General features: G+C 66.7%; 20 protein-coding genes. 13 read left to right on the top strand and 7 right to left on the bottom strand.

Annotated features, from left to right (window positions below; all coding sequences use genetic code 11):
• Positions 1-278: 278 nt before the first annotated feature.
• Complete coding sequence (locus ACTJJX_RS05480; protein WP_003090903.1) at positions 279-1,052, top strand: hypothetical protein; 774 nt, start codon at positions 279-281, stop codon at positions 1,050-1,052.
• A gap of 61 nt (positions 1,053-1,113) precedes the next feature.
• Complete coding sequence (locus ACTJJX_RS05475) at positions 1,114-1,776, top strand: glutathione S-transferase family protein (RefSeq protein WP_003098798.1); 663 nt, start codon at positions 1,114-1,116, stop codon at positions 1,774-1,776.
• 9 nt (positions 1,777-1,785) lie between these two features.
• Here ACTJJX_RS05475 and ACTJJX_RS05470 read toward each other — a convergent pair whose 3' ends face one another.
• Positions 1,786-2,268 carry a GAF domain-containing protein gene (locus ACTJJX_RS05470; protein ID WP_003090905.1) on the bottom strand — a complete coding sequence of 161 codons (483 nt, stop codon included), beginning with the start codon at positions 2,266-2,268 and terminating at the stop codon, positions 1,786-1,788.
• On the bottom strand, positions 2,265-3,155 hold the full coding sequence (locus tag ACTJJX_RS05465; protein WP_003098802.1) for an ATP-binding protein: 891 nt from the start codon (positions 3,153-3,155) through the stop codon (positions 2,265-2,267). Before ACTJJX_RS05465 ends, ACTJJX_RS05470 begins: the two co-directional genes overlap by 4 nt.
• A gap of 82 nt (positions 3,156-3,237) precedes the next feature.
• On the opposite strand from ACTJJX_RS05465, the gene sagS reads away from it, so the two are divergent.
• Positions 3,238-5,598: a two-component system sensor histidine kinase/response regulator SagS gene (gene sagS, locus ACTJJX_RS05460; RefSeq protein WP_003158678.1), complete on the top strand. Its 2,361-nt coding sequence runs from the start codon at positions 3,238-3,240 to the stop codon at positions 5,596-5,598.
• An 18-nt stretch (positions 5,599-5,616) separates the two neighbouring features.
• Here sagS and ospR read toward each other — a convergent pair whose 3' ends face one another.
• The 3 genes from ospR to msrB all read right to left on the bottom strand — a co-directional run bounded on the left by ospR (position 5,617) and on the right by msrB (position 7,099).
• Positions 5,617-6,108 carry a hydroperoxide stress response transcriptional regulator OspR gene (gene ospR, locus ACTJJX_RS05455; protein ID WP_003114767.1) on the bottom strand — a complete coding sequence of 164 codons (492 nt, stop codon included), beginning with the start codon at positions 6,106-6,108 and terminating at the stop codon, positions 5,617-5,619.
• Positions 6,105-6,590 (bottom strand): glutathione peroxidase, encoded by a 486-nt coding sequence (locus ACTJJX_RS05450; RefSeq protein ID WP_003090910.1) that lies wholly within the window; start codon positions 6,588-6,590, stop codon positions 6,105-6,107. Before ACTJJX_RS05450 ends, ospR begins: the two co-directional genes overlap by 4 nt.
• A 110-nt stretch (positions 6,591-6,700) precedes the next feature.
• Positions 6,701-7,099, bottom strand: a complete 399-nt coding sequence (gene msrB, locus ACTJJX_RS05445) for a peptide-methionine (R)-S-oxide reductase MsrB (protein ID WP_003090911.1) — start codon at positions 7,097-7,099, stop codon at positions 6,701-6,703.
• 184 nt (positions 7,100-7,283) lie between these two features.
• Between msrB and ACTJJX_RS05440 the strand changes: the two genes are divergently transcribed.
• The 4 genes from ACTJJX_RS05440 to ACTJJX_RS05425 all read left to right on the top strand — a co-directional run bounded on the left by ACTJJX_RS05440 (position 7,284) and on the right by ACTJJX_RS05425 (position 11,276).
• On the top strand, positions 7,284-8,495 hold the full coding sequence (locus tag ACTJJX_RS05440) for a pyridoxal phosphate-dependent aminotransferase (RefSeq protein WP_003098808.1): 1,212 nt from the start codon (positions 7,284-7,286) through the stop codon (positions 8,493-8,495).
• A gap of 51 nt (positions 8,496-8,546) precedes the next feature.
• Positions 8,547-8,999 (top strand): hypothetical protein, encoded by a 453-nt coding sequence (locus tag ACTJJX_RS05435; protein ID WP_016852699.1) that lies wholly within the window; start codon positions 8,547-8,549, stop codon positions 8,997-8,999.
• Positions 9,000-9,132: 133 nt separating this feature from the next.
• Positions 9,133-10,008: a protease HtpX gene (gene htpX / locus ACTJJX_RS05430; RefSeq protein WP_003090915.1), complete on the top strand. Its 876-nt coding sequence runs from the start codon at positions 9,133-9,135 to the stop codon at positions 10,006-10,008.
• A gap of 140 nt (positions 10,009-10,148) precedes the next feature.
• Entirely contained in the window at positions 10,149-11,276 is a 1,128-nt protein-coding gene (locus ACTJJX_RS05425) for a M14 family metallopeptidase (protein ID WP_016852698.1), read from the top strand.
• Between the two features lie 31 nt (positions 11,277-11,307).
• Here ACTJJX_RS05425 and ACTJJX_RS05420 read toward each other — a convergent pair whose 3' ends face one another.
• Together ACTJJX_RS05420 and ACTJJX_RS05415 are read right to left on the bottom strand one after the other, a co-directional pair.
• Complete coding sequence (locus ACTJJX_RS05420; RefSeq protein ID WP_003452374.1) at positions 11,308-11,964, bottom strand: thiopurine S-methyltransferase; 657 nt, start codon at positions 11,962-11,964, stop codon at positions 11,308-11,310.
• Between the two features lie 55 nt (positions 11,965-12,019).
• Positions 12,020-12,466 (bottom strand): universal stress protein, encoded by a 447-nt coding sequence (locus tag ACTJJX_RS05415; RefSeq protein WP_003106084.1) that lies wholly within the window; start codon positions 12,464-12,466, stop codon positions 12,020-12,022.
• A gap of 129 nt (positions 12,467-12,595) precedes the next feature.
• Here ACTJJX_RS05415 and ACTJJX_RS05410 point away from each other — a divergent pair, with 129 nt between their 5' ends.
• The 6 genes from ACTJJX_RS05410 to ACTJJX_RS05385 all read left to right on the top strand — a co-directional run bounded on the left by ACTJJX_RS05410 (position 12,596) and on the right by ACTJJX_RS05385 (position 19,666).
• On the top strand, positions 12,596-13,555 hold the full coding sequence (locus tag ACTJJX_RS05410) for a LysR family transcriptional regulator (protein ID WP_003143729.1): 960 nt from the start codon (positions 12,596-12,598) through the stop codon (positions 13,553-13,555).
• Positions 13,556-13,692: 137 nt separating this feature from the next.
• Entirely contained in the window at positions 13,693-15,285 is a 1,593-nt protein-coding gene (locus ACTJJX_RS05405; protein ID WP_320535446.1) for an MFS transporter, read from the top strand.
• 11 nt (positions 15,286-15,296) lie between these two features.
• Positions 15,297-16,361: an HlyD family secretion protein gene (locus tag ACTJJX_RS05400; protein WP_003114760.1), complete on the top strand. Its 1,065-nt coding sequence runs from the start codon at positions 15,297-15,299 to the stop codon at positions 16,359-16,361.
• Positions 16,358-17,797, top strand: coding sequence for an efflux transporter outer membrane subunit (locus ACTJJX_RS05395; protein WP_003114759.1), 1,440 nt, complete (start codon positions 16,358-16,360; stop codon positions 17,795-17,797). Before ACTJJX_RS05400 ends, ACTJJX_RS05395 begins: the two co-directional genes overlap by 4 nt.
• Before the next feature lie 36 nt (positions 17,798-17,833).
• Complete coding sequence (locus tag ACTJJX_RS05390; RefSeq protein WP_003106096.1) at positions 17,834-18,805, top strand: LysR family transcriptional regulator; 972 nt, start codon at positions 17,834-17,836, stop codon at positions 18,803-18,805.
• 90 nt (positions 18,806-18,895) lie between these two features.
• Positions 18,896-19,666: a DODA-type extradiol aromatic ring-opening family dioxygenase gene (locus ACTJJX_RS05385; protein ID WP_003109673.1), complete on the top strand. Its 771-nt coding sequence runs from the start codon at positions 18,896-18,898 to the stop codon at positions 19,664-19,666.
• Positions 19,667-19,785 lie beyond the last annotated feature (119 nt).

The following is a 19,785-nucleotide window of genomic DNA, read 5'->3' as shown; positions in this document are numbered from 1 at the left end:
GACTCGAACCCCTGTTACCGCCGTGAAAGGGCGGTGTCCTAGGCCACTAGACGAAGGGGACGCGGCCCGGAACTTACAACAGATCTTTCCGGCTTCCAGTGTTTCGCGTTTGGCTTCACGCTGGAAGTGGCGCGCATTTTATGGAGCGTCCGGGGAGGCGTCAACCCTTCTGAGAAAATTTTTTTAAATCAAAGACTTCTGTGCAAATAATGAGCTGCTGCTATCAGTGGTAGCACCAAGACATTAGACTGAGAAAATTCTTACAGCGGAGTCCCAAGGTGTCGCCACTCCTCATTACCGCCCTCATCATCGGCGGGATCGCCCTCCTCATCGCCATTGGCTATATCAACCACGTGGTGGAAAACAGCAAGCTGGAGAAAGCGCGCCTGAAGGCCGAACTCAACGACCGGGTCCGGCGCTGCGCGCAGATTTCCGAGAGCCTTCCCGGCCAGTTCGTCAGCCCGTCGCTGAAGCTGTTGATGAGCCAGATCGAGCTCAGCCTCAGCGAGCAGCAACTGGCGCTGGAGAAGAAAGCCGATGCCGGGCTCAAGGCTCGTATAGAAGAGTTGCGCGCGCTGGTCGCCAAGGGCGAGTCGATCCCGGTGCGCAATCCGCCCCAGGCGATCCTGACCGAGGACAAGGCCAAGGAAGTCCGCTTCCTCTTCGAAGCCCTGCATGCCCAGCTCACCCGTTTCACCCAGGACGGCCACCTGCCGCGCAGCGAGGCGCAGATCTGGGTCAAGGAGATTCGCCACCTCCTGGTGCGCCTGCATATCGAGTTCTTCGGCAATCTCGGCCAGCAGGCCCTGCAGCAGAACGAACCGCGCCAGGCGCGCCTGGCCTTCGAACGCGGCGCCCAGTACCTGCGCAAGCAGCCCGAGCTGGCGCGCTACCAGGCGGAGCTGCAGCAGATGGAAGCGCAGCTGGCCCGCGCCAACGCGATGGTGCTGAACAACAGCCAGCCGGCGAGCGAGGAGCCCAGCGAACTCAACGAGGGATTGAAGGCCCTCGATGCAGACGACCTGTGGAAGAAGAAGAACGTCTACGACTGATTCCGGCCTGCCCACGGCAGCCGTGCTATAACCCAGGCTCATATCGACCGAGGAAATCGTTATGAGCCTGACACTCTACGGAGCCCCGCTGTCTCCGTTCGTCCGCAAGGTCCGCCTGCTCCTGGCCGAAAAGGGCCTCGACTACCAGTTGGAAGCGATCGCCCCGTTCGGCCAGCCGGCCTGGTATCGCGAGATCAGTCCGCTGGGCCGCATCCCGGCGTTGCGCGACGGCGACCTGGCCCTCGCCGACTCCAGCGTGATCTGCCAGTACCTGGAAGAACGCTATCCCGAACCGCCGAATCTCCAGGGCGACGCCCCCGCCGGCCGCGCAGCGGTGCGCTGGCTGGAAAAATACGCCGACTACGAGATCGCTCCCCTGGCCACGCTGACGATCTTCCGCAACCGGATACTCAAGCCGGCGATGGGCCAGGCCTGCGAGGAAAACGACGTGCGTCGCGCGCTGGAGGAAAAGCTGCCAGCGCACTTCGATTACCTGGAAAACCATCTCGACGGCCGGGCCTTCTTCGTCGGCGAGCGACTGACCCTCGCCGACCTGGCGATCGCCAGCCAGTTGGTCAACCTGCGTCACGCCGGCGAAAACCTGGACGAGCAACGCTGGCCGGCCCTCGCCGCGCATTTCGCGCGGATGCTCGAACGCCCGGCGATGCAAGCGCTGCTGCCGGGGGAACGACGGACCCTCGACAAGCTCGCAGCGAAAGCCTGAACGCGTCGCTCAGCAGTCCGTCAGGCGCAGGAATATCTCCACCAGGCCTTCGATCCCGGCCTGGTCCTCGGCGCTGAAGCGTCCCACGCTCGGGCTGTCCAGATCGAGCACAGCGACCAGGCGGCCGTCCTTGAGCAGAGGCACCACCAGTTCGCTGCTGGAAGCGCTGTCGCAGGCGATGTGGCCGGGAAACGCGTGGACGTCGTCGACCCGCTGGGTCAGCCGGGTACGCGCCGCGGCGCCGCAGACGCCCTTGGAGAAGGGGATGCGGACGCAGGCGACCTTGCCCTGGAACGGTCCCAGGACCAGTTCCTCGTTGCGGTTCAGATAGAAGCCGGCCCAGTTCAGGTCGCCCAGCTCATGGAAGAGAAAGGCGGAGAACTGCGCGGCGTTGGCGATGAAATCGCGCTCGTCGGCGAACAGCGCCTCGGCCTGCGCCGCCAGCAGGGCGTAGCCGGCCAGCCCGGCGCCAGATTGCTGCAGATCGATCATGCCTGGCGCTCCAGCAGTTGCTTGCCCACCCAGTAGCGGGAGAACTGATAGGCGCAACGGCCGTTGCGGTTGCCGCGGCCAAGCGCCCAGCGGATCGCTTCCTTCTCCAGTTCCTCGCTCCAGCTCCAGGCCAGCCCGGCCTTCTCCGCGAGCACGTCCACCCAGTGGTGAACCACGCTGAGGAAATGCTCCTGGGTGAAGGGATAGAACGACAGCCACAGGCCGAAACGGTCGGACAAGGCGATCTTGTCCTCCACCGCTTCGTTGGGATGCAGCTCGCCGTCCACCATCTTCCAGTTCTCGTTGTCGCTCTGCTTCTCCGAAACCAGGTGCCGGCGGTTGGAGGTGGCGTAGAGCAGCACATTCTCCGGCGCCTGTTCCAGCGAGCCGTCGAGCACGCTCTTGAGTACCCGGTAGTCGCCTTCCCCGGCATCGAACGAGAGGTCGTCGCAGAACAGCACGAAGCGCTGTGGCAGGCCTTGCAGTTGCTCCACCACGCGCGGCAGGTCGGCCAGGTGGTCGCGCTCGATCTCGATCAGGCGCAGCCCGGCGCCGGCCAGCTCGGCCAGCAGCGCACGAACCAGGGAGGACTTGCCGGTCCCGCGGGCCCCCCAGAGCAAGGCGTGGTTGGCCGGCTGGCCGGCGACGAACTGGCGGGTGTTGCGTTCCAGTTGCTCGCGCTGCCGCTCTACGCCCAGCAGGTCGGCCAGGCGCAGGTCGAGGCTGACCTCCAGCGGCTGCAGGTAGCCGCTACGGCCGTCGCGGTGCCAGCGCGCCGCCAGGCTGCGCTCCCAGTCGACGGCTTCGCGTACGGCCGGCAGCAGCGGCTCCAGGCGCGCGAGCACGCTTTCGGCGCGGGCAAGAAAATCGCTCAATCGGGAATCCACTCTGTTCTCCTCGGATCGGACTGACGTCACGGATCGATCATCGGTTGCGCCCAGGAACCCCGACAGACGGTCGGGATGGGCTATGCTAGGCGGCAGAACCTCGCCAAGGCTGATCCCCGCCCCCATGGATATAGCGCTGACCCATCGCCTGTCGTTCAAACAGGCCAGCCTCACCGTGCTGGTGGCCTTTATCCTGGGAACCCTGCTCAGCCTGATTCAGGTTGGCGTCGATTATGCCAGCCAGGACGCATCCATCAATCGCGAAGTGCGCGCGCTGCTGGACGTCAGCCACAACCCCGCCGCGCGAATCGCCTACAACATCGATGCGGAGCTGGCCCAGGAGCTGGTCCTCGGCCTGCTCCGTTCGCCCGCCGTGGTCCGCGCGGAAATCATCGACACCTCCGGCCTGCCGCTGGCCAGCGCCTCGCGCGAATCCGCCGAAAGCCGCCTGCGGCCGCTCAGCGACTTCCTCTTCGGCCACAAGCGGGTCTACGAGGACCCGTTGCATGTCGACCATGCGCCGGGCGAGGCCCTCGGCGTACTGCACCTGGAAATCGACACCTTCGTGTTCGGCAACGACTTCCTCCGTCGCGCCGGCATCACCCTGCTCTCCGGCTTCGTGCGCAGCCTGCTGCTGTCGCTGATCCTGCTGGTGCTCTTCTATACCCTGCTGACCAAGCCCCTGGTCAGCCTGATCCAGGCCCTCAGCGGACACGATCCACGCTCGCCGGCACGCATGCGCCTGCCCTGCCCCAAGGGCCACGAACGCGACGAGATCGGCGTGCTGGTGGAAGTCATCAACCGCCAGCTCGGGCGCATCTCGGTAGAGATCGAACAGCGCCGGGAGGCGGAGAACCGCCTGACCCAGTACCTGGAGGAGCTGGAAAGCATCGTCGCCGCCCGTACCGCCGAGCTGAAGGCCGCCAACGCGCGCCTGACGCTATCCAACCAGGAACTCGAAGAAGCCCGCCAGACCGCTCTCGATATGGCCCAGGCCCGCGCCAGCTTCCTGGCCAACATGAGCCACGAGATCCGCACGCCGCTGAACGGCCTGCTCGGCATGCTCTCGCTGAGCCTCGACGGCCCGCTCACCCCGGAACAGCGCCAGCAGCTGTCGATCGCCCACGACTCCGGCAAGGTGCTGGTGGAATTGCTCAACGACGTGCTCGACCTCTCCAAGTTCGAGGCCGGGCAACTGGTCCTGGAACAGATCCCGTTCGACCTGGGCGTCCTGGTGGAAGACACCGCCAGCCTCCTCTCGCAGAACGCCGCGGCCGGCGTGGAGCTGACCTGCCTGGTCGACCCCGCCCTGCCCGCCCAGGTTTCCGGCGACCCGACGCGGATTCGCCAGGTCGTCAGCAACCTGCTGTCCAACGCGCTGAAGTTCACCCGCCTGGGGCGGGTCGACGTTCGCGTGGAAGCCACCGCCGAGGGTGTGCGCATCAGTGTGCGCGACACCGGCATCGGCATCGCCCAGGAGGCGCTGGATCGCATCTTCCAACCGTTCACCCAGGCCGACGCGGGTATCACCCGCCAATACGGCGGCACAGGCCTCGGCCTGGCCCTCACGCGCAAGCTGTGCGAGGCCATGCAGGGCGAGCTGACGGTGGAGTCGACGGTCGGCCTGGGCAGCCTGTTCAGCGTCGGCCTGCCGCTGGCGCCGGTCAGCCCTCCGCTGCAGGCGCTGCCGCTGCGCGGCCGGGTGATCGCGCAATGCTCGGCCAACAGCGGGCTGGCGCAGCTGCTGCAAACCTGGCTGCCGCGCTGGGGCCTGGAGTACAAGCGTCTGGAGACCGACGACAGCCTGCTCGGCCACTCGCTCGACGTACTGATATCGGATTGCCCGGACTGTCTGATGGGACTGCGTCCGAGCATCGGTACGCCGATCCTGCTGGTCACCGCCTACGGCAGTTTCCTCGAACCGGAGCTGGCCCGCCGCCTGTCGCCGCTGCGCCAACTGGCCAGGCCGCTGAGTCGCAACCAGTTGTACCAGGCCCTGAAACACGTGCTCGAACACACTGCCATAGCCCCGTCGAGCGCCTCGGACACCACGGGAGAACAGCGCAACACCCGGGTCCTGCTGGTGGAGGACAACCCGGTCAACCAGTTGGTCGCCAAGGGCCTGCTGCACAAGCTCGGCTGCCAGGTATGGATCGCCGAACACGGGCTGAATGCCCTGAAGATGCTGGAGGAGCATCCCATCGACCTGGTCCTGATGGACTGCAACATGCCGGTGATGGACGGCTACGAAGCGACCCGGCAGATCCGCGACAGCGGACGCTGGGGCGGCCTGCCGATCATCGCGCTGACCGCCAACGCCCTGCCGGACGAGCGCGAACGTTGTCGTGCCGCCGGCATGGACGACTACCTGGCCAAGCCTTTCCACCGCGACGAACTGAAAGCCATCCTCGACCGTTGGTGCCCGCTCACCGCGAGCGACTAGCCGGCCTCGCGACGACGGCTAGCCTCCTACCACCAGACGGAAGCGCGACAGCAATCCGCCCAGGCGCTGGTGCAGGTCGAACATCTCGTTGAGGTCGAAACCGGTGCTGCAGATCAGCTGCTGGCGCAGCGGAATGACCCGTTCGCGCAAGGTGATCCCCGGCACCGTCAGCGTCAGGTGCACTTCCCGCTCATCGTGACTGGCGCGACGGCGATCCACCAGGCCGAGCTGTTCGAGACGCTTGAGCAAGGGCGTCAGGGTTCCGGAGTCGAGCAGCAGGCGGTCGCCCAGGGCCTTCACCGTCGGCTGCTCCGGCGGGCTCGCATGCCACTCCCAGAGCACCAGCATGACCAGGTACTGCGGGTAGGTCAGGCCGATCTGTTCGAGCAGCGGCCGATAGCCGCGGATCACCGCGCGCGAGGCGGCGTACAGCTTGAAACACAGCTGGTTGTCGAGCAGCAGCGATTCTTCGACGCCATCCGGCCTGGCGACTTTTCCCCGGGTGCTCATTCAAGCAGCGCCTCGATCGCCGAGCTCAGCTCCTCCGGCTTGGTGGTCGGCGCATAGCGCTTCACCACCTGGCCATCGCGGCCGATCAGGAACTTGGTGAAGTTCCACTTGATGCCCTGGCTGCCGAGCAGGCCCGGCGCGCGCTTCTTCAGGCTGACGAACAACGGGTGGGCGCCGGCGCCGTTGACCTCGATCTTCCTGAACAGCGGGAAGCTCACCCCGTAGTTCAGTTCGCAGAACTGCGAAATCTCGCCCTCGTCGCCCGGTTCCTGCTTGCCGAACTGGTTGCAGGGGAACCCGAGCACCACCAGTCCGCGCTCACGGTATTTTTCCCACAAGGCCTCCAGCCCCTGGTACTGCGGGGTGAAGCCGCACTTGCTGGCGGTGTTCACCACCAGCAGCGCCTTGCCGCCGAAGTCGGCCAGGGTCTTCTGTTCGCCCTTGATGGTGGTGCAGGGAATGCTCAGCAGCGAATCGCTCATGGCTTGTCTTCCTTGTTGAGGGTGGGTTTCGAAATAAAGTAGCTCGCAATTCAATTGCACACAACTTGATTGAATGAAAACGACCCGAACCAAAGACGGGTCGTCGCTCTCTAGCTCTCCCGCGGCACCAGCTTCAGCGAGGCCGAGTTGATGCAGTAACGCAACCCGGTGGGCCGGGGGCCATCCGGGAAGACGTGCCCCAGGTGGGCATCGCAGCGGCCGCAGCGGACTTCGATGCGATGCATGCCGTGGCTGAAGTCGTCCAGTTCGCGGACCGCCTCGGCGTCCACCGGCTGGAAATAGCTCGGCCAACCGCTGCCGGAGTCGTACTTGGCGTCGGAGTCGAACAACGCCGTGCCGCAGCAGGTGCAATGATAGATCCCGGGGGTCTTGGTGGCGTGGTATTCGCCACTGAAGGCGCGTTCGGTACCGCCCAGGCGACAGATGTGGAACTGCTCTTCGGTCAACTCCTCGCGCCAGGAGTCCAGGGGTTTGTCGATCTTGCTCATCGGCTCTACCTCGCGATCTGAAAAATGCCCGGCGCTCCCTTTTCCGGGGGACGGGCCGCACGTATCATGCGTGCTCCTTATAGACGCCAGTCTGTCATCCGCGTTACAGCCTGCCAAGCCGCGATCCAGCGGGCTTTTCGCAGCCTGTTCCACGGTGTTCGCTCACTTCGGGACTCGACACATCATGCAGGTCAGCAAATCGAACAAGCTCGCCAACGTCTGCTATGACATTCGCGGGCCGGTGCTCAAGCACGCCAAACGCCTAGAGGAAGAGGGTCACCGCATCCTCAAGCTGAATATCGGCAACCCGGCGCCGTTCGGTTTCGAAGCTCCCGAGGAAATTCTCCAGGACGTCATCCGCAACCTGCCGACCGCCCAGGGCTACAGCGACTCCAAGGGCCTGTTCAGCGCGCGCAAGGCAGTGATGCAGTATTACCAGCAGAAGCAGGTGGAAGGCGTCGGCATCGAGGACATCTACCTCGGCAACGGCGTGTCGGAACTGATCGTGATGTCCATGCAGGCGCTGCTGAACAACGGCGACGAGGTGCTGATCCCCGCTCCCGACTACCCGCTGTGGACCGCCGCGGTCAGCCTCGCCGGCGGCAAGGCGGTGCACTACCTGTGCGACGAGCAGGCCAACTGGTGGCCGGACCTGGAAGACATCAAGGCGAAGATCACGCCGAACACCAGGGCGATGGTGATCATCAACCCGAACAACCCCACCGGCGCGGTGTATTCCAGGGAAGTGCTGGAAGGCATGGTCGAACTGGCCCGCCAGCACAACCTGGTGCTGTTCTCCGACGAGATCTACGACAAGATCCTCTACGACGGCGCCGTCCACGTCTCCACCGCCTCGCTGGCGCCGGACGTGCTCTGCCTGACCTTCAACGGCCTGTCCAAATCCTACCGGGTGGCCGGCTTCCGCTCCGGCTGGGTGGCGATCTCCGGGCCCAAGCAGCGGGCACAGAGCTATATCGAAGGTCTCGACATCCTCGCCAACATGCGCCTGTGCGCCAACGTCCCGGCGCAGCACGCGATCCAGACCGCCCTGGGCGGCTACCAGAGCATCAACGATCTGGTCCTGCCGCCGGGGCGCCTGCTGGAGCAGCGCAACCGCGCCTGGGAACTGCTCAACGACATCCCCGGCGTCAGCTGCGTGAAGCCGATGGGCGCGCTGTACGCCTTCCCGCGGATCGACCCGAAGGTCTGCCCGATCCACAACGACGAAAAGTTCGTCCTCGACCTACTGCTCTCGGAAAAACTGCTGATCGTCCAGGGCACCGCCTTCAACTGGCCGTGGCCCGACCACTTCCGGGTGGTCACCCTGCCCCGCGTCGACGACCTGGAGCAGGCGATCCTGCGCATCGGCAGCTTCCTCAAGGGCTACCAGCAGTAACCCCCCCGCTCCCGCGGCGCCGCTGGCGCCGCCCTGCCCGGCGACCCATCCATGGACCTGCAGATCGACGACTTCCACAAGGACGCCGCTGGCGGCCTCCTGCTTCTCTACCAGGCGTTTCCGCGCAAGACCGCGCTCTACGTCGAAGACCTGATCGGCCGCGAGGCGCCGGACGAGTTCGGCCTGCCGAGCAAACGTCACCAAAGTTGTCTGGGCGCGTTACTCTGGCTCGCCGAGGAAGGCTACCTGCGCTTCGCCAACACCATTCATTACGAGGCTCTCGACCAGGCGGTGCTCAGCGAAAAGGCCTTCCTAAGACTTACCCGTATCGTCCCCCGGGCCGCGACGGCGCTGGCCGAGGCGCCGGCCAGCGTGCGCCGCGAACAGGCCAGCCTGGCCAACCAGTTGCGCCAGGCGCTGGCGCAGGGCGACGGCGAACGCCTGGCCGGGCTGACCCGCCTGCTGTTCGAGGGCAACCTGGGCGCGCAAGGCGACACAGTTTGAAATAGTCCCTCGATTGAATCGCCATGGACCGCCCCTTATATAACCCCGCATGATTATCAGGAGCCCGTTCGCCCGCCCCGGCGGCCTGCGAACCGCGCTCCGTGCCTTCAGCCGTGAGGAGAAGCTTTACACCATGATGCGCATCCTGTTGTTCCTGGCCACCAACCTGGCAGTCCTGGTGATTGCCAGCATCACCCTGAAACTGCTCGGGGTGGACCGCTTCACCGGCCAGAATTACGGCAGCCTGCTGGTCTTCTGCGCCGTGTTCGGTTTCGCCGGTTCGCTGGTCTCGCTGTTCATCTCCAAGTGGATGGCGAAGATGAGCACCGGTACCGAAGTCATCAGCCAGCCGCGCACCCGTCACGAACAGTGGCTGCTGCAAACCGTCGAAGAGCTGTCCCGCGAAGCCGGCATCAAGATGCCGGAGGTCGGCATCTTCCCCGCCTACGAGGCCAACGCCTTCGCCACCGGCTGGAACAAGAACGACGCGCTGGTCGCGGTCAGCCAGGGCCTGCTCGAACGTTTCTCGCCCGATGAGGTGAAAGCCGTCCTCGCCCACGAGATCGGTCACGTCGCCAACGGCGACATGGTCACCCTGGCATTGATCCAGGGCGTGGTGAACACCTTCGTGATGTTCTTCGCGCGGATCTTCGGCAACTTCGTCGACAAGGCCATCCTGAAGAACGAGGACGGCCCGGGCATCGGCTACTTCGTCGCGACCATCTTCGCCGAACTGGTGCTCGGCATCCTCGCCAGCATCATCGTCATGTGGTTCTCGCGCCGCCGCGAGTTCCGCGCCGACGCCGCCGGCGCCCACCTGGCCGGCACCGGCGCGATGATCGCCGCGCTGCAACGCCTGCGTTCGGAACAGGGCGTGCCGGTGCAGATGCCCGACACCCTGAACGCCTTCGGCATCAATGGCGGCCTCAAGCACGGCCTGGCCGGCCTGCTGATGAGCCACCCGCCGCTGGAAGATCGTATCGAAGCGCTGCGCGCCAGCGCACGCTGATCCGCTTTCACACTTGGGACAGGGCGACCATCGGTCGCCCTTTTTTTATGCCCGGGAAAGCCACCTATCCATGGTCGCTTTGACAGCCGCGAGCCAGCCCCGGAACATGCGGGTCCGTGATTTCGCCCGATGAGGTTCCCATGCAGATCCGCGCCGATTTCGACAGCGGCAACATCCAGGTCATCGATGCCAGCGATCCCCGCCGGATCCGCCTGGCGATCCGTCCCGACCTGGCCAGCCAGCATTTCCAGTGGTTCCACTTCAAGGTCGAGGGCATGGCTGCCGCCACCGAGCACCGCTTCACCCTGGTCAACGCCGGCCAGTCGGCCTACAGCCATGCCTGGAGCGGCTACCAGGCAGTCGCCTCGTACGATGGCGAACGCTGGTTCCGCGTACCGTCGCAATACGACGCCGACGGCCTGCATTTCCAGCTGGAACCGGAGGAAAGCGAAGTCCGCTTCGCCTACTTCGAGCCCTACAGCCGCGAACGGCATGCCCGCCTGGTCGAACGTGCGCTCGGCATCGAGGGCGTCGAACGGCTCACCGTCGGCACCAGTGTGCAAGGCCGCGACATCGAATTGCTGCGGGTCAGGCGCCATCCCGACAGCCACCTGAAGCTGTGGGTCATCGCCCAGCAGCATCCCGGCGAACACATGGCCGAATGGTTCATGGAAGGCCTGATCGAGCGCCTGCAGCGGCCGGATGATACAGAAATGCAGCGCCTGCTGGAAAAGGCCGACCTGTACCTGGTGCCGAACATGAACCCGGACGGCGCGTTCCACGGCAACCTGCGCACCAACGCCGCCGGCCAGGATCTCAACCGGGCCTGGCTGGAGCCGAGCGCCGAGCGCAGCCCGGAAGTCTGGTTCGTCCAGCAGGAGATGAAGCGCCATGGCGTCGACCTGTTCCTCGACATCCACGGCGACGAGGAAATCCCCCACGTATTCGCCGCCGGCTGCGAGGGCAACCCGGGCTATACGCCCCGCCTGGAACGGCTCGAGCAACGCTTCCGCGAGGAACTGATGGCGCGCGGCGAATTCCAGATCCGCCATGGCTACCCACGCAGTGCGCCGGGCCAGGCCAACCTGGCGCTGGCCTGCAACTTCGTCGGGCAGACCTACGACTGCCTGGCGTTCACCATCGAGATGCCGTTCAAGGACCACGACGACAACCCGGAGCCCGGGACCGGCTGGTCCGGCGCCCGCTCCAAGCGGCTCGGCCAGGACGTCCTGAGCACCCTTGCGGTGCTGGTCGACGAACTCCGCTGAAAATGGACGGGGCGCCGCGCGGCGCCCCGTTTCAGCCTCTCTCCAGCAGGTAGACGGCCTCGTCCAGCCAGGACACCCCGCGCTCGAGGAATTTCCAGTTGACGCCGAGCACGTCGCCGCGCTCCAGTTCCTCGATCCGCCAACCGCCAGCGTAGTAGCCACGCACCTCCTCGTCGGGCACGGCGAACGGCGGACCGGCCATCTCCGCCTGCGGGTAGTCGATGGTGACCAGCAAGCCGAGGCTGCGCGTCGGCAGGACCGCCTGGAGATGCCCGGCATAGCGCTCGCGCATCTCCGGCGGCAGGGCGATCAGCGCGGCGCGGTCGTAGAACGCCCTGCACTGCGCCAGGTGCTCTGCCTGCAAGGCGAAGAAATCACCCTGCAGCAGGGTGATGCCGGCGACCCGGTAGCGGCGGAAACCACCCAGTTGATCGATCTCGGGGCGCAGGTCGTGCTCCTCGAAGAAGTCGCTCACGGCCTTTTCCGAAAGCTCCACCCCCAGCACCTCCAGTCCCTGGGCGGCCAGCCAGGCCAGGTCCAGGGTCTTGCCGCACAACGGCACCAGGATCCGTTCGCCCGCTTGCAGTCGCAGCCGCGACAGGTGGCGCATCAGGTAGGGATTGATCTCGTCCAGGTGGAAGCCGATCTGGTTGTTCGCCCAGCGGGCGTGCCAAAAATCCGCCTGCATCCTGTCCTCCGCATTCGTGGGAAAAACCGCAAGGTGGCGACAATCGGCCGGCAGGTCAACTCCCCTGCGCATCTCCCTCGCGCACTTCCACCAGCACCGGACACGGCGCCTCGCGGATCACCCGGTCGCCGACCGAAGGATCGAGCAGGCGCTCCAGCCGTCCCAGGTGCCGATGGCCGATGACGATCAGCTCGCAGCCCAGGCGCCGCGCCTCGCCCAGGATCACCTGCACCGGGTCGCCGGCGCGCAGCTCGGCCCGTACCTCCAGCTCGCACCCGGCTAGCAGCGCACAAGCCTCGTCGAGCACCTGCCGGGCCTCTTCGCACTCGTGCGCGGCGGGCGGATAGTCGAGCAGCGTCGGCCGGCCCGGCAACGCATAGCCGGCGTCCACCGCGCACAGCAGGTGGACCCGCGCGCCCGGCGCGGCGGCCTGCCGCGCCAGCTCGGCAATGCGACGGGTCTGCGGGCCGCCGTCGATGGCGACCAGGAGCGTATGGAACATCGGCAAATCCTCGGATAGAGCGTGCACCGGCATTCTTCGGCAGCCACCGGTGCGCGTAAAGGCACCGCGAACGCAATCCAGCAATGCAGCGAACGCACGCCTGGGAGAACGAAAGACTGCACCCTGCGCATGCCAGCGTGCTTATACTTCCACTCCATGCATCTTCCCGATCTGAATCTCCTGGTCGCCCTCAACGTTCTTCTCGAAGAGGGCAGCGTGGTCGGAGCCGCGCGCCGCATGCACCTCAGCCCACCGGCGATGAGCCGTACCCTGTCACGGATCCGCGAGGCGGTAGGCGACCCGATCATGGTCCGCGCCGGCCGCAAGCTGGTGCCCACGCCCCGTGCCCTGGAACTGCAGGAGCAGGTCCGGCAACTGGTGGACCAGGCCCGCGACCTGTTCAACACTCGCGAGACCATCCAACTGGACAAGCTGGAGCGCTGCTTCACCCTGCGTTCCAACAACACCCTGGTCGGCGGTCTGTCGATACGCCTGCTGGAGATCTTCGCCGAGGAGGCGCCGCGCTGCACCCTGCGCTTCGTGCAGGAGTCGGACATCGACGACGAGGCACTGCGGCAGAACCGCATCGACCTCTACATCGGCGCCTCGTCCTGGATGGAACCCGAGGTCAAGACCCAGCAGTTGCTCACCACCCGCTTCGTCGGCCTGGCCCGCCAGGGGCACCCGATCTTCGACGGCGAGATCACTCCGCAGCGCTTCGTCGCTTTTCCGCATATCGCCGTCTCGCGTCGTGGCCTCAACCATGGACCGCTGGACCAGGCCCTGGGAGAACTCGGCCTGAAGCGCGACGTCAAGCTGATCAGCCCGACCTTCCACTCGGCGATCTTCGCCCTGCCCGGCTCCGACCTGCTGCTGCCGATCGCCGAGCATTCCCTGTGGCGGGCCAACCGACTGGGCCTGGGCCTGCGCCAGTTCGACATCCCGGTGCCGTTGAAGACCGTGATGGTGGTCCAGGCCTGGCATCCACGCTTCGACAACGATCCCGCGCACCGCTGGTTCCGGCAAACGATCAAGCGGATTTGCGAGGAAGTGCAGAGCGATCCCCATCCGCTGCTTGGCTCCAACTGAAACAGATGCACAAAATGCACTGATTCATTTCGATCATTTCAATTTTCACACTACCGGGACGCTCCTAGACTGCGGCGGAAATCAGAAGAGTTTCCGCCCATGCCTTGTTTCCCCACCCTCGCCGTAGCGAGGTCGCGATGACTTCGCTCGCCACCCCGCTCGGCCAGCCGACGCCAACCGCAGCCCCCGCCGCCCAGCCTTTCGGCACGCGCATCGTGGTAGGCCTGCTCGGCGTGCTGCTCGCCTCGCTCACCGCCGGTCTCAATGGTCATGTCACCGAGATCGCCATGACCGATGTGCGCGGCGCACTCGCCATTGGCCATGACGAAGGCACCTGGCTGACCGTGCTCTACGAAGCCACCCAGGTCGCCGCCATGGCATTCGCGCCCTGGTGTTCGGTGACCTTTTCCCTGCGCCGCTTCACGCTCTTCGCCATCGGCGGCTTCGCCCTGCTGGCCCTGCTCTGTCCGTTCGCGCCGAACCTCGAGAGCCTGCTGGTCCTGCGCACCCTGCAAGGGCTGATGGCCGGCTGCCTGCCGCCGATGCTGATGACCGTGGCGCTACGCTTCCTGCCACCCGGGATAAAGCTCTATGGCCTGGGCGCCTATGCCCTCACCGCGACCTTCGGGCCCAACCTGGGCCTGCCACTGGCGGCGTTCTGGTTCGAATACGTCGGCTGGCAGTGGGTGTTCTGGCAGGTCATTCCACTGTGCCTGGTGGCGATGGCCGCGGTGTCCCATGGCATCCCCCAGGACCCGGTGCGCCTGGAACGCTTCCGCCAGTTCGACGGCATCGGCCTGCTCACCGGCTTCCCGGCGATCTGCGCCCTGGTGATCGGTCTGCTGCAAGGCGAACGCCTGGACTGGTTCGAGTCGCCGCTGATCTGCCTGCTGCTGGGCAGCGGCAGCCTCCTGCTGGGGCTGTTCCTGGTCAACGAATGGAGCCACCCGCTGCCGTTCTTCCGCCTGCAGTTGCTGAAGCGCCGTAACCTGACCTTCGCCCTGATCACCCTGGCCGGCGTGCTGGTGGTGCTCGGCGCGAGCATGGGCGTGCCGACCGAATTCCTCGCCGAGATCCGCGGCTACCGCCCCCTGCAGAGCGTACCCATGGTGTTGCTGGTGGCCCTTCCGCAGCTCGTCGCGCTGCCGCTGGTGGCGGCCCTCTGCAACATCCCGCGGGTCGACTGCCGCTGGGTGCTGGCCTGCGGCCTGTGCCTGTGCGCCGGTGCCTGCCTGAGCTTCAGCCAACTGACGGCGGACTGGGTGCGCGAGGACTTCTACCTGCCGATGCTGTTACTGGTGGTCGGCCAGCCGATGGCGGTGATTCCGCTGCTGATGCTCTCCACCAGCGTCATCGCGCCCATCGAGGGACCCTTCGCCTCGGCCTGGTTCAACACCGTCCGCGGCTTCTCCGGGGTAGTCGCCACCGCGGTGATCGGCGCCCTCGGCACCGCCCGCGAGCACTACCACTCCAACCGCCTGGTGGATCACCTGGGCAATGCGCCCCAGGCCGTCGAACTGCGCCTGCAACAGATCGCCGGCCTGCAACCGGGCGCCGACTCCGGCGCGCACTGGCAGCACCTGGCCGAACAGGCCCGCCAACAGGCCCAGGTGCTGGGCAACGCCGACGTGCTGCTGGCAATGGCCGGCCTGGCCTGCGCCCTGCTGATCCTGATTCCGATCCTGCCGCAACGGGCCTACCCGCTCCGCCCGGTCGCTCCCACACACTGAAAGGTCGCTGTATGTCGTTCATCACTTCGCGCAAGGGCAGCCTGCTGCTCGCCGCCCTGCTGGTCCTGACCCTACTGGTCTACCTGCTGTTCCACCTGCTCGCCCCACGGGTCGTGCAGAGCACCGACGACGCCTATGTGCACGCCGATTTCACCCTGGTCGCGCCGAAAGTCGCCGGCTTCGTCCAGGACGTTCTGGTCGAGGACAACCAGCCGGTCAAGGCCGGCCAGTTGCTCGCCCGCCTCGACGACCGCGACTTCCGCACCGCCCTGGCCGCCGCCGAAGCCGACGTGCTCGGTGCCGAGGCCAACCTGGCCAATGCCGAGGCCAACCTGCAACGCCAGCAGGCGCTGATCGAACAGGCGCGGGCCAAGGTCCGCGCCGAGCAGGCCGAGCTGGTCTTCGCCCGTCACGAGCAAAGCCGCTACCAGACCCTCGCCAGCAAGGGCGCCGGCAGCCTGCAGAACGCCCAGCAGGCGCAATCGCGGATCGATACCGCCAGCGCCCGGCTGGCCGAGGGCCAGGCCGCAGTGGATGCCACGCGCAAGCAGGTGAGCGTCCTCGAAGCCCGCGTCGGCCAGGCCCGTGGCGACCTGCAACGCATGCAGGCGCGACGCGACCAGGCCCGCCTGGACCTCTCCTACTGCGAACTCCGCGCGCCCTTCGACGGCCAGGTCGGCCGCCGCCAACTGCGCGTCGGCGCCTATGTCACGCCGGGCAGCGCGCTGCTGGCGGTGGTGCCACTGCAGCAGGCCTACGTGGTCGGCAATTTCCAGGAAACCCAACTGACCCACGTCTCTCCCGGACAGGCCGTGGAGATCCGCGTCGATACCTTCCCCGGCGAGGTTCTGCGCGGCCATGTCGACAGCATCGCACCGGCCACCGGCCTGAGCTTCGCGCCGATCGCCCCGGACAACGCCACCGGCAACTTCACCAAGGTGGTCCAGCGGATCCCGGTGAAGATCGTTCTCGAGCCGCGCCAGGCCATGGCGGGCAAGTTGCGTGTGGGCATGTCGGTGGAAGCACGGATCGACACCGCGACCGGCACCCGCTCCGCCGAGGTCGCCCAGCAATGAAAGGCACTCCGCTCCTGCTTATTGCCAGCCTTGCGCTCGGCGCCTGCAGCCTCGGCCCCGACTTCACCCGCCCGGACCGCCCTGCGCCCGGCGAATGGTCGCTCCAGGCCGCTGCCGGCAACCCCAGCCACCTCGCCGCCGCGCCGCTCGCAGCCCAATGGTGGACGCTGTTCGACGACGCGCAATTGAACGCCCTGCTGCAACGGGTCCAGCGTGCCAACCTCGACCTGCGCAGCGCCGCGGCGCGCCTGCAGCAGAGCCGCGCGATCCGTCGCAGCCTCGGCGGCGACGCCCTGCCCTCGGTGGACGCCAGCGGCAACTACCAGCGCCAGCGGACCACCAGCGCCGGCCTGTTCGATCCTTCCGGCAAGGCCGGCAAAGGCAACTACAACCACGCCCTGGCCGGCTTCGACGCCTCCTGGGAGCTGGACTTCTGGGGCCGCGTGCGACGCGAGCTGGAAGCCGCCGACGCGACGGTGGAAGCCAGCGAGAACGAACTGCGCGACGTGCAGGTCTCGGTGCTGGCGGAAGCCGCGCGCGACTATATCCAGTTGCGCGGCGAACAGAACCGTGCGGCGATCATCCGCGACAACCTCGAGACCGCACGGCGCAGCCTGGAACTCACCCGCACGCGCCTGGCCAACGGCGTCGCCACCGACCTCGAGGTAGCCCAGGCGCTGGCCCAGGTGGCCAGCATGGAGGCACGCCTGCCCGAGGTGGAAAAGAACCAGGCGCACCTGGTCAACGCCCTCGGCTACCTGGTCGGTGCCAGCCCCGGCAGCCTGCTCGCCGAACTCGGCCCGGCGCGGGCGATTCCGCGTCCGCCGGGCAGCGTGCCGGTCGGCCTGCCGTCCGAACTGGCCCAGCGCCGCCCCGACATCCGTCGTGCCGAAGCGCGCCTGCACGCCGCTACCGCCAGCATCGGCGTGGCCAAGGCGGACTTCTATCCGCGCATCACGCTCAACGGCAACTTCGGTTTCGAATCCCTGCAACTGTCCAGCCTGGGCGACTGGGACCATCGCCAGTTCGCCATCGGCCCGGCGTTCAGCCTGCCGATCTTCGAAGGCGGACGCCTGCGCGGACGCCTGGAGCTACGTGAGGCACAGCAGCAGGAAGCCGCCATCGACTACCAGCGCACCGTGCTGCGTGCCTGGCAGGAAGTCGACGACGCGATGCACGACTACGCCGCCAACCAGCGCCGCCAGGAGCGCCTCGGCGAAGCCGTGGCGCAGAACCGCCGCGCCCTGCAGAGCGCCCGCGAGCAATACCGCGCCGGCGCGGTGGACTTCCTCAGCGTGCTCGACAGCCAGCGGCAACTGCTGGACAACCAGGAACAGCAGGTCGCCAGCGACGAAGCGGTGTCGCTGACCCTGGTCAACCTCTACAAGGCGCTGGGCGGCGGCTGGAGCCCAACGTCCGACCCGGCGTCGGGCTGAGACGGCGCCGGGCGCGGACCGGCGAAGGAGTTGGAAATGGACCTGCTGCAAGGTATCCGGACCTTCGTCCGCGTGGTGGAGCACGGCAGCTTCACCCAGGCCGCCCAGGCGCTGGGGACCTCTCCGGCGACCGTTTCGCGCCAGGTCGCCGGGCTCGAACAGGCGCTCTCGGCGCGCCTGCTGCAACGCAATACGCGCAGCGTCGTGGTGACGGAAAGCGGTCTGCGCTACTACGAGCATTGCAAGCAGATCCTACGCACGGTCGCCGCCGCCGCGGCGGACGTCGAAGACAGCCAGTCCCACGCCAGCGGTCGCCTGCGCCTCCACGCGGTGACCGAACTGGGCCTCGAGCACCTGATGCCGCTACTGGTGGACTACCTGGACGGCCATCCGGACGTCTCCGTCGACCTCACGCTGGCCCAGGGCACCCCGGCCCTGCTCGAGGAAGGCCTGGACGTGCTGATCACCCTCGGCCGAACCTTGCCGGACTCGACCCTGGTCGCCCGCGATCTCGGCCAGGTGTTCAGCGTGGTCTGTGCCGCACCGGAATACCTGGCACGGCATGGCGTGCCACGCACGCCGGAGGACCTGCTGCGGCATCGCTGCCTGAACGTGGCCGCGCCGTCCTGCCCGCAGGGCTGGGCCTTCGTCGGCGAACGCGGCGAAACGCTGCTCGATCTCGACGAGGCGCTCAAGGTCAACCTTCCCGAGGCCGCCTGCGCCGCCGCCGCGGCCGGGCTCGGCGTCTGCCTGCTGCCCGGCTTCGTCGCCGCCCGCGCGCTGCAGGAAGGCAGCCTGTTGCGGCTACTGCCGGGCCATCGACTGCATGTCCGCGAGGTGTTCGTGTTGTACTCCTCGAGGCGCTACCTGGACGCCAAGATCCGCACCTGGGTGGACTTCCTCAGGGAACGCCTGCCCCTGGCGTTCGAGCGTGACCGGGCGATCCTCGACGATCGGCGCTACTGGGCGGAAAGCCCAACCGGCGTAGCGCGCGAGACCGCGACCTAACGCCTGGATCGATAGGTATCCTCAAAAACATATACTGGTTTTCGATTGATCGAGGGAGGAACATGGCTCATCCGAGTCATGAGGTGAATCATGCTACCGACTCTCTATATTTCCCACGGCTCACCGATGCTCGCCCTCGAACCGGGCGCCAGCGGCGTACAACTGCGCCGCCTGGCTACAGAGCTGCCGCGGCCGAAGGCGATCCTGGTGGTTTCCGCGCACTGGGAAAGCGACGACCTGCGGGTAACCGGCGCCGCGGCGCCGGATATCTGGCACGACTTCTACGGCTTTCCGCCGCCCCTCTACGCCGTGCGCTACCCGGCCAAGGGCGCGCCGGCGCTGGCGCAGCGGACGATCGAACTGCTCCAGGCCGCCGGCCTGCCGGCCCAGGCCGACCCCCAGCGACCGTTCGACCACGGCACCTGGGTGCCGCTGAGCCTGATGTACCCGCAGGCGGACATCCCGGTGCTCCAGCTGTCCCTGCCGAGCCGCCTCGGCCCGGCCCTGCAGAGCCGCGTCGGCCAGGCCCTGCGCCAACTGCGCGGGGAAGGCGTGCTGCTGATCGGTTCCGGCAGCATCACCCACAACCTGGGCGAACTGGACTGGCACGCCGGACCGGAAGCCATCGCGCCCTGGGCGCGGGAGTTCCGTGACTGGATGGTGGAAAAGCTCCAGGCCGACGACGAGGCCGCGCTTCACGACTACCGCCGGCAGGCGCCCTGGGCGGCGCGCAACCACCCCAGCGACGAGCACCTGCTGCCGCTGTTCTTCGCCCGCGGCGCGGGCGGCGGCGGGATGCGCGTCGAGCACAGCGGCTTTACCCTGGGCTCGTTGGGGATGGATATCTATCGCTTCGATTGACAGAGCTTCTCGTGGGACTGGCGGAGAGCATTGGCTTCCCGCCGCAAGCTGGGTGGACTCGGCTGGCAGCCAGGAAATCGCGAGCGATATAGTCCTGTAGCGCGGATAACGCCATAGGC

Origin of the sequence: Pseudomonas sp. 22490, assembly GCF_052044465.1 — a bacterium.
Lineage (GTDB): Bacteria > Pseudomonadota > Gammaproteobacteria > Pseudomonadales > Pseudomonadaceae > Pseudomonas > Pseudomonas aeruginosa.
Note: the sequence above shows the minus strand (reverse complement) of the source record. Positions and strands in the feature narration are given on the sequence as shown.

Bases quoted from the DNA above. Each gene is read 5' to 3' on its own strand.
- ACTJJX_RS05475 (WP_003098798.1), top strand. From the start codon at position 1,114: ATGAGCCTGACACTCTACGGAGCCCCGCTGTCTCCGTTCGTCCGCAAG.
- ACTJJX_RS05470 (WP_003090905.1), bottom strand. From the start codon at position 2,268: ATGATCGATCTGCAGCAATCTGGCGCCGGGCTGGCCGGCTACGCCCTG.
- sagS (WP_003158678.1), top strand. From the start codon at position 3,238: ATGCTAGGCGGCAGAACCTCGCCAAGGCTGATCCCCGCCCCCATGGAT.
- ospR (WP_003114767.1), bottom strand. From the start codon at position 6,108: ATGAGCACCCGGGGAAAAGTCGCCAGGCCGGATGGCGTCGAAGAATCG.
- ACTJJX_RS05450 (WP_003090910.1), bottom strand. From the start codon at position 6,590: ATGAGCGATTCGCTGCTGAGCATTCCCTGCACCACCATCAAGGGCGAA.
- msrB (WP_003090911.1), bottom strand. From the start codon at position 7,099: ATGAGCAAGATCGACAAACCCCTGGACTCCTGGCGCGAGGAGTTGACC.
- ACTJJX_RS05440 (WP_003098808.1), top strand. From the start codon at position 7,284: ATGCAGGTCAGCAAATCGAACAAGCTCGCCAACGTCTGCTATGACATT.
- ACTJJX_RS05435 (WP_016852699.1), top strand. From the start codon at position 8,547: ATGGACCTGCAGATCGACGACTTCCACAAGGACGCCGCTGGCGGCCTC.
- htpX (WP_003090915.1), top strand. From the start codon at position 9,133: ATGATGCGCATCCTGTTGTTCCTGGCCACCAACCTGGCAGTCCTGGTG.
- ACTJJX_RS05425 (WP_016852698.1), top strand. From the start codon at position 10,149: ATGCAGATCCGCGCCGATTTCGACAGCGGCAACATCCAGGTCATCGAT.
- ACTJJX_RS05420 (WP_003452374.1), bottom strand. From the start codon at position 11,964: ATGCAGGCGGATTTTTGGCACGCCCGCTGGGCGAACAACCAGATCGGC.
- ACTJJX_RS05415 (WP_003106084.1), bottom strand. From the start codon at position 12,466: ATGTTCCATACGCTCCTGGTCGCCATCGACGGCGGCCCGCAGACCCGT.
- ACTJJX_RS05410 (WP_003143729.1), top strand. From the start codon at position 12,596: ATGCCAGCGTGCTTATACTTCCACTCCATGCATCTTCCCGATCTGAAT.
- ACTJJX_RS05405 (WP_320535446.1), top strand. From the start codon at position 13,693: ATGACTTCGCTCGCCACCCCGCTCGGCCAGCCGACGCCAACCGCAGCC.
- ACTJJX_RS05400 (WP_003114760.1), top strand. From the start codon at position 15,297: ATGTCGTTCATCACTTCGCGCAAGGGCAGCCTGCTGCTCGCCGCCCTG.
- ACTJJX_RS05395 (WP_003114759.1), top strand. From the start codon at position 16,358: ATGAAAGGCACTCCGCTCCTGCTTATTGCCAGCCTTGCGCTCGGCGCC.
- ACTJJX_RS05390 (WP_003106096.1), top strand. From the start codon at position 17,834: ATGGACCTGCTGCAAGGTATCCGGACCTTCGTCCGCGTGGTGGAGCAC.
- ACTJJX_RS05385 (WP_003109673.1), top strand. From the start codon at position 18,896: ATGCTACCGACTCTCTATATTTCCCACGGCTCACCGATGCTCGCCCTC.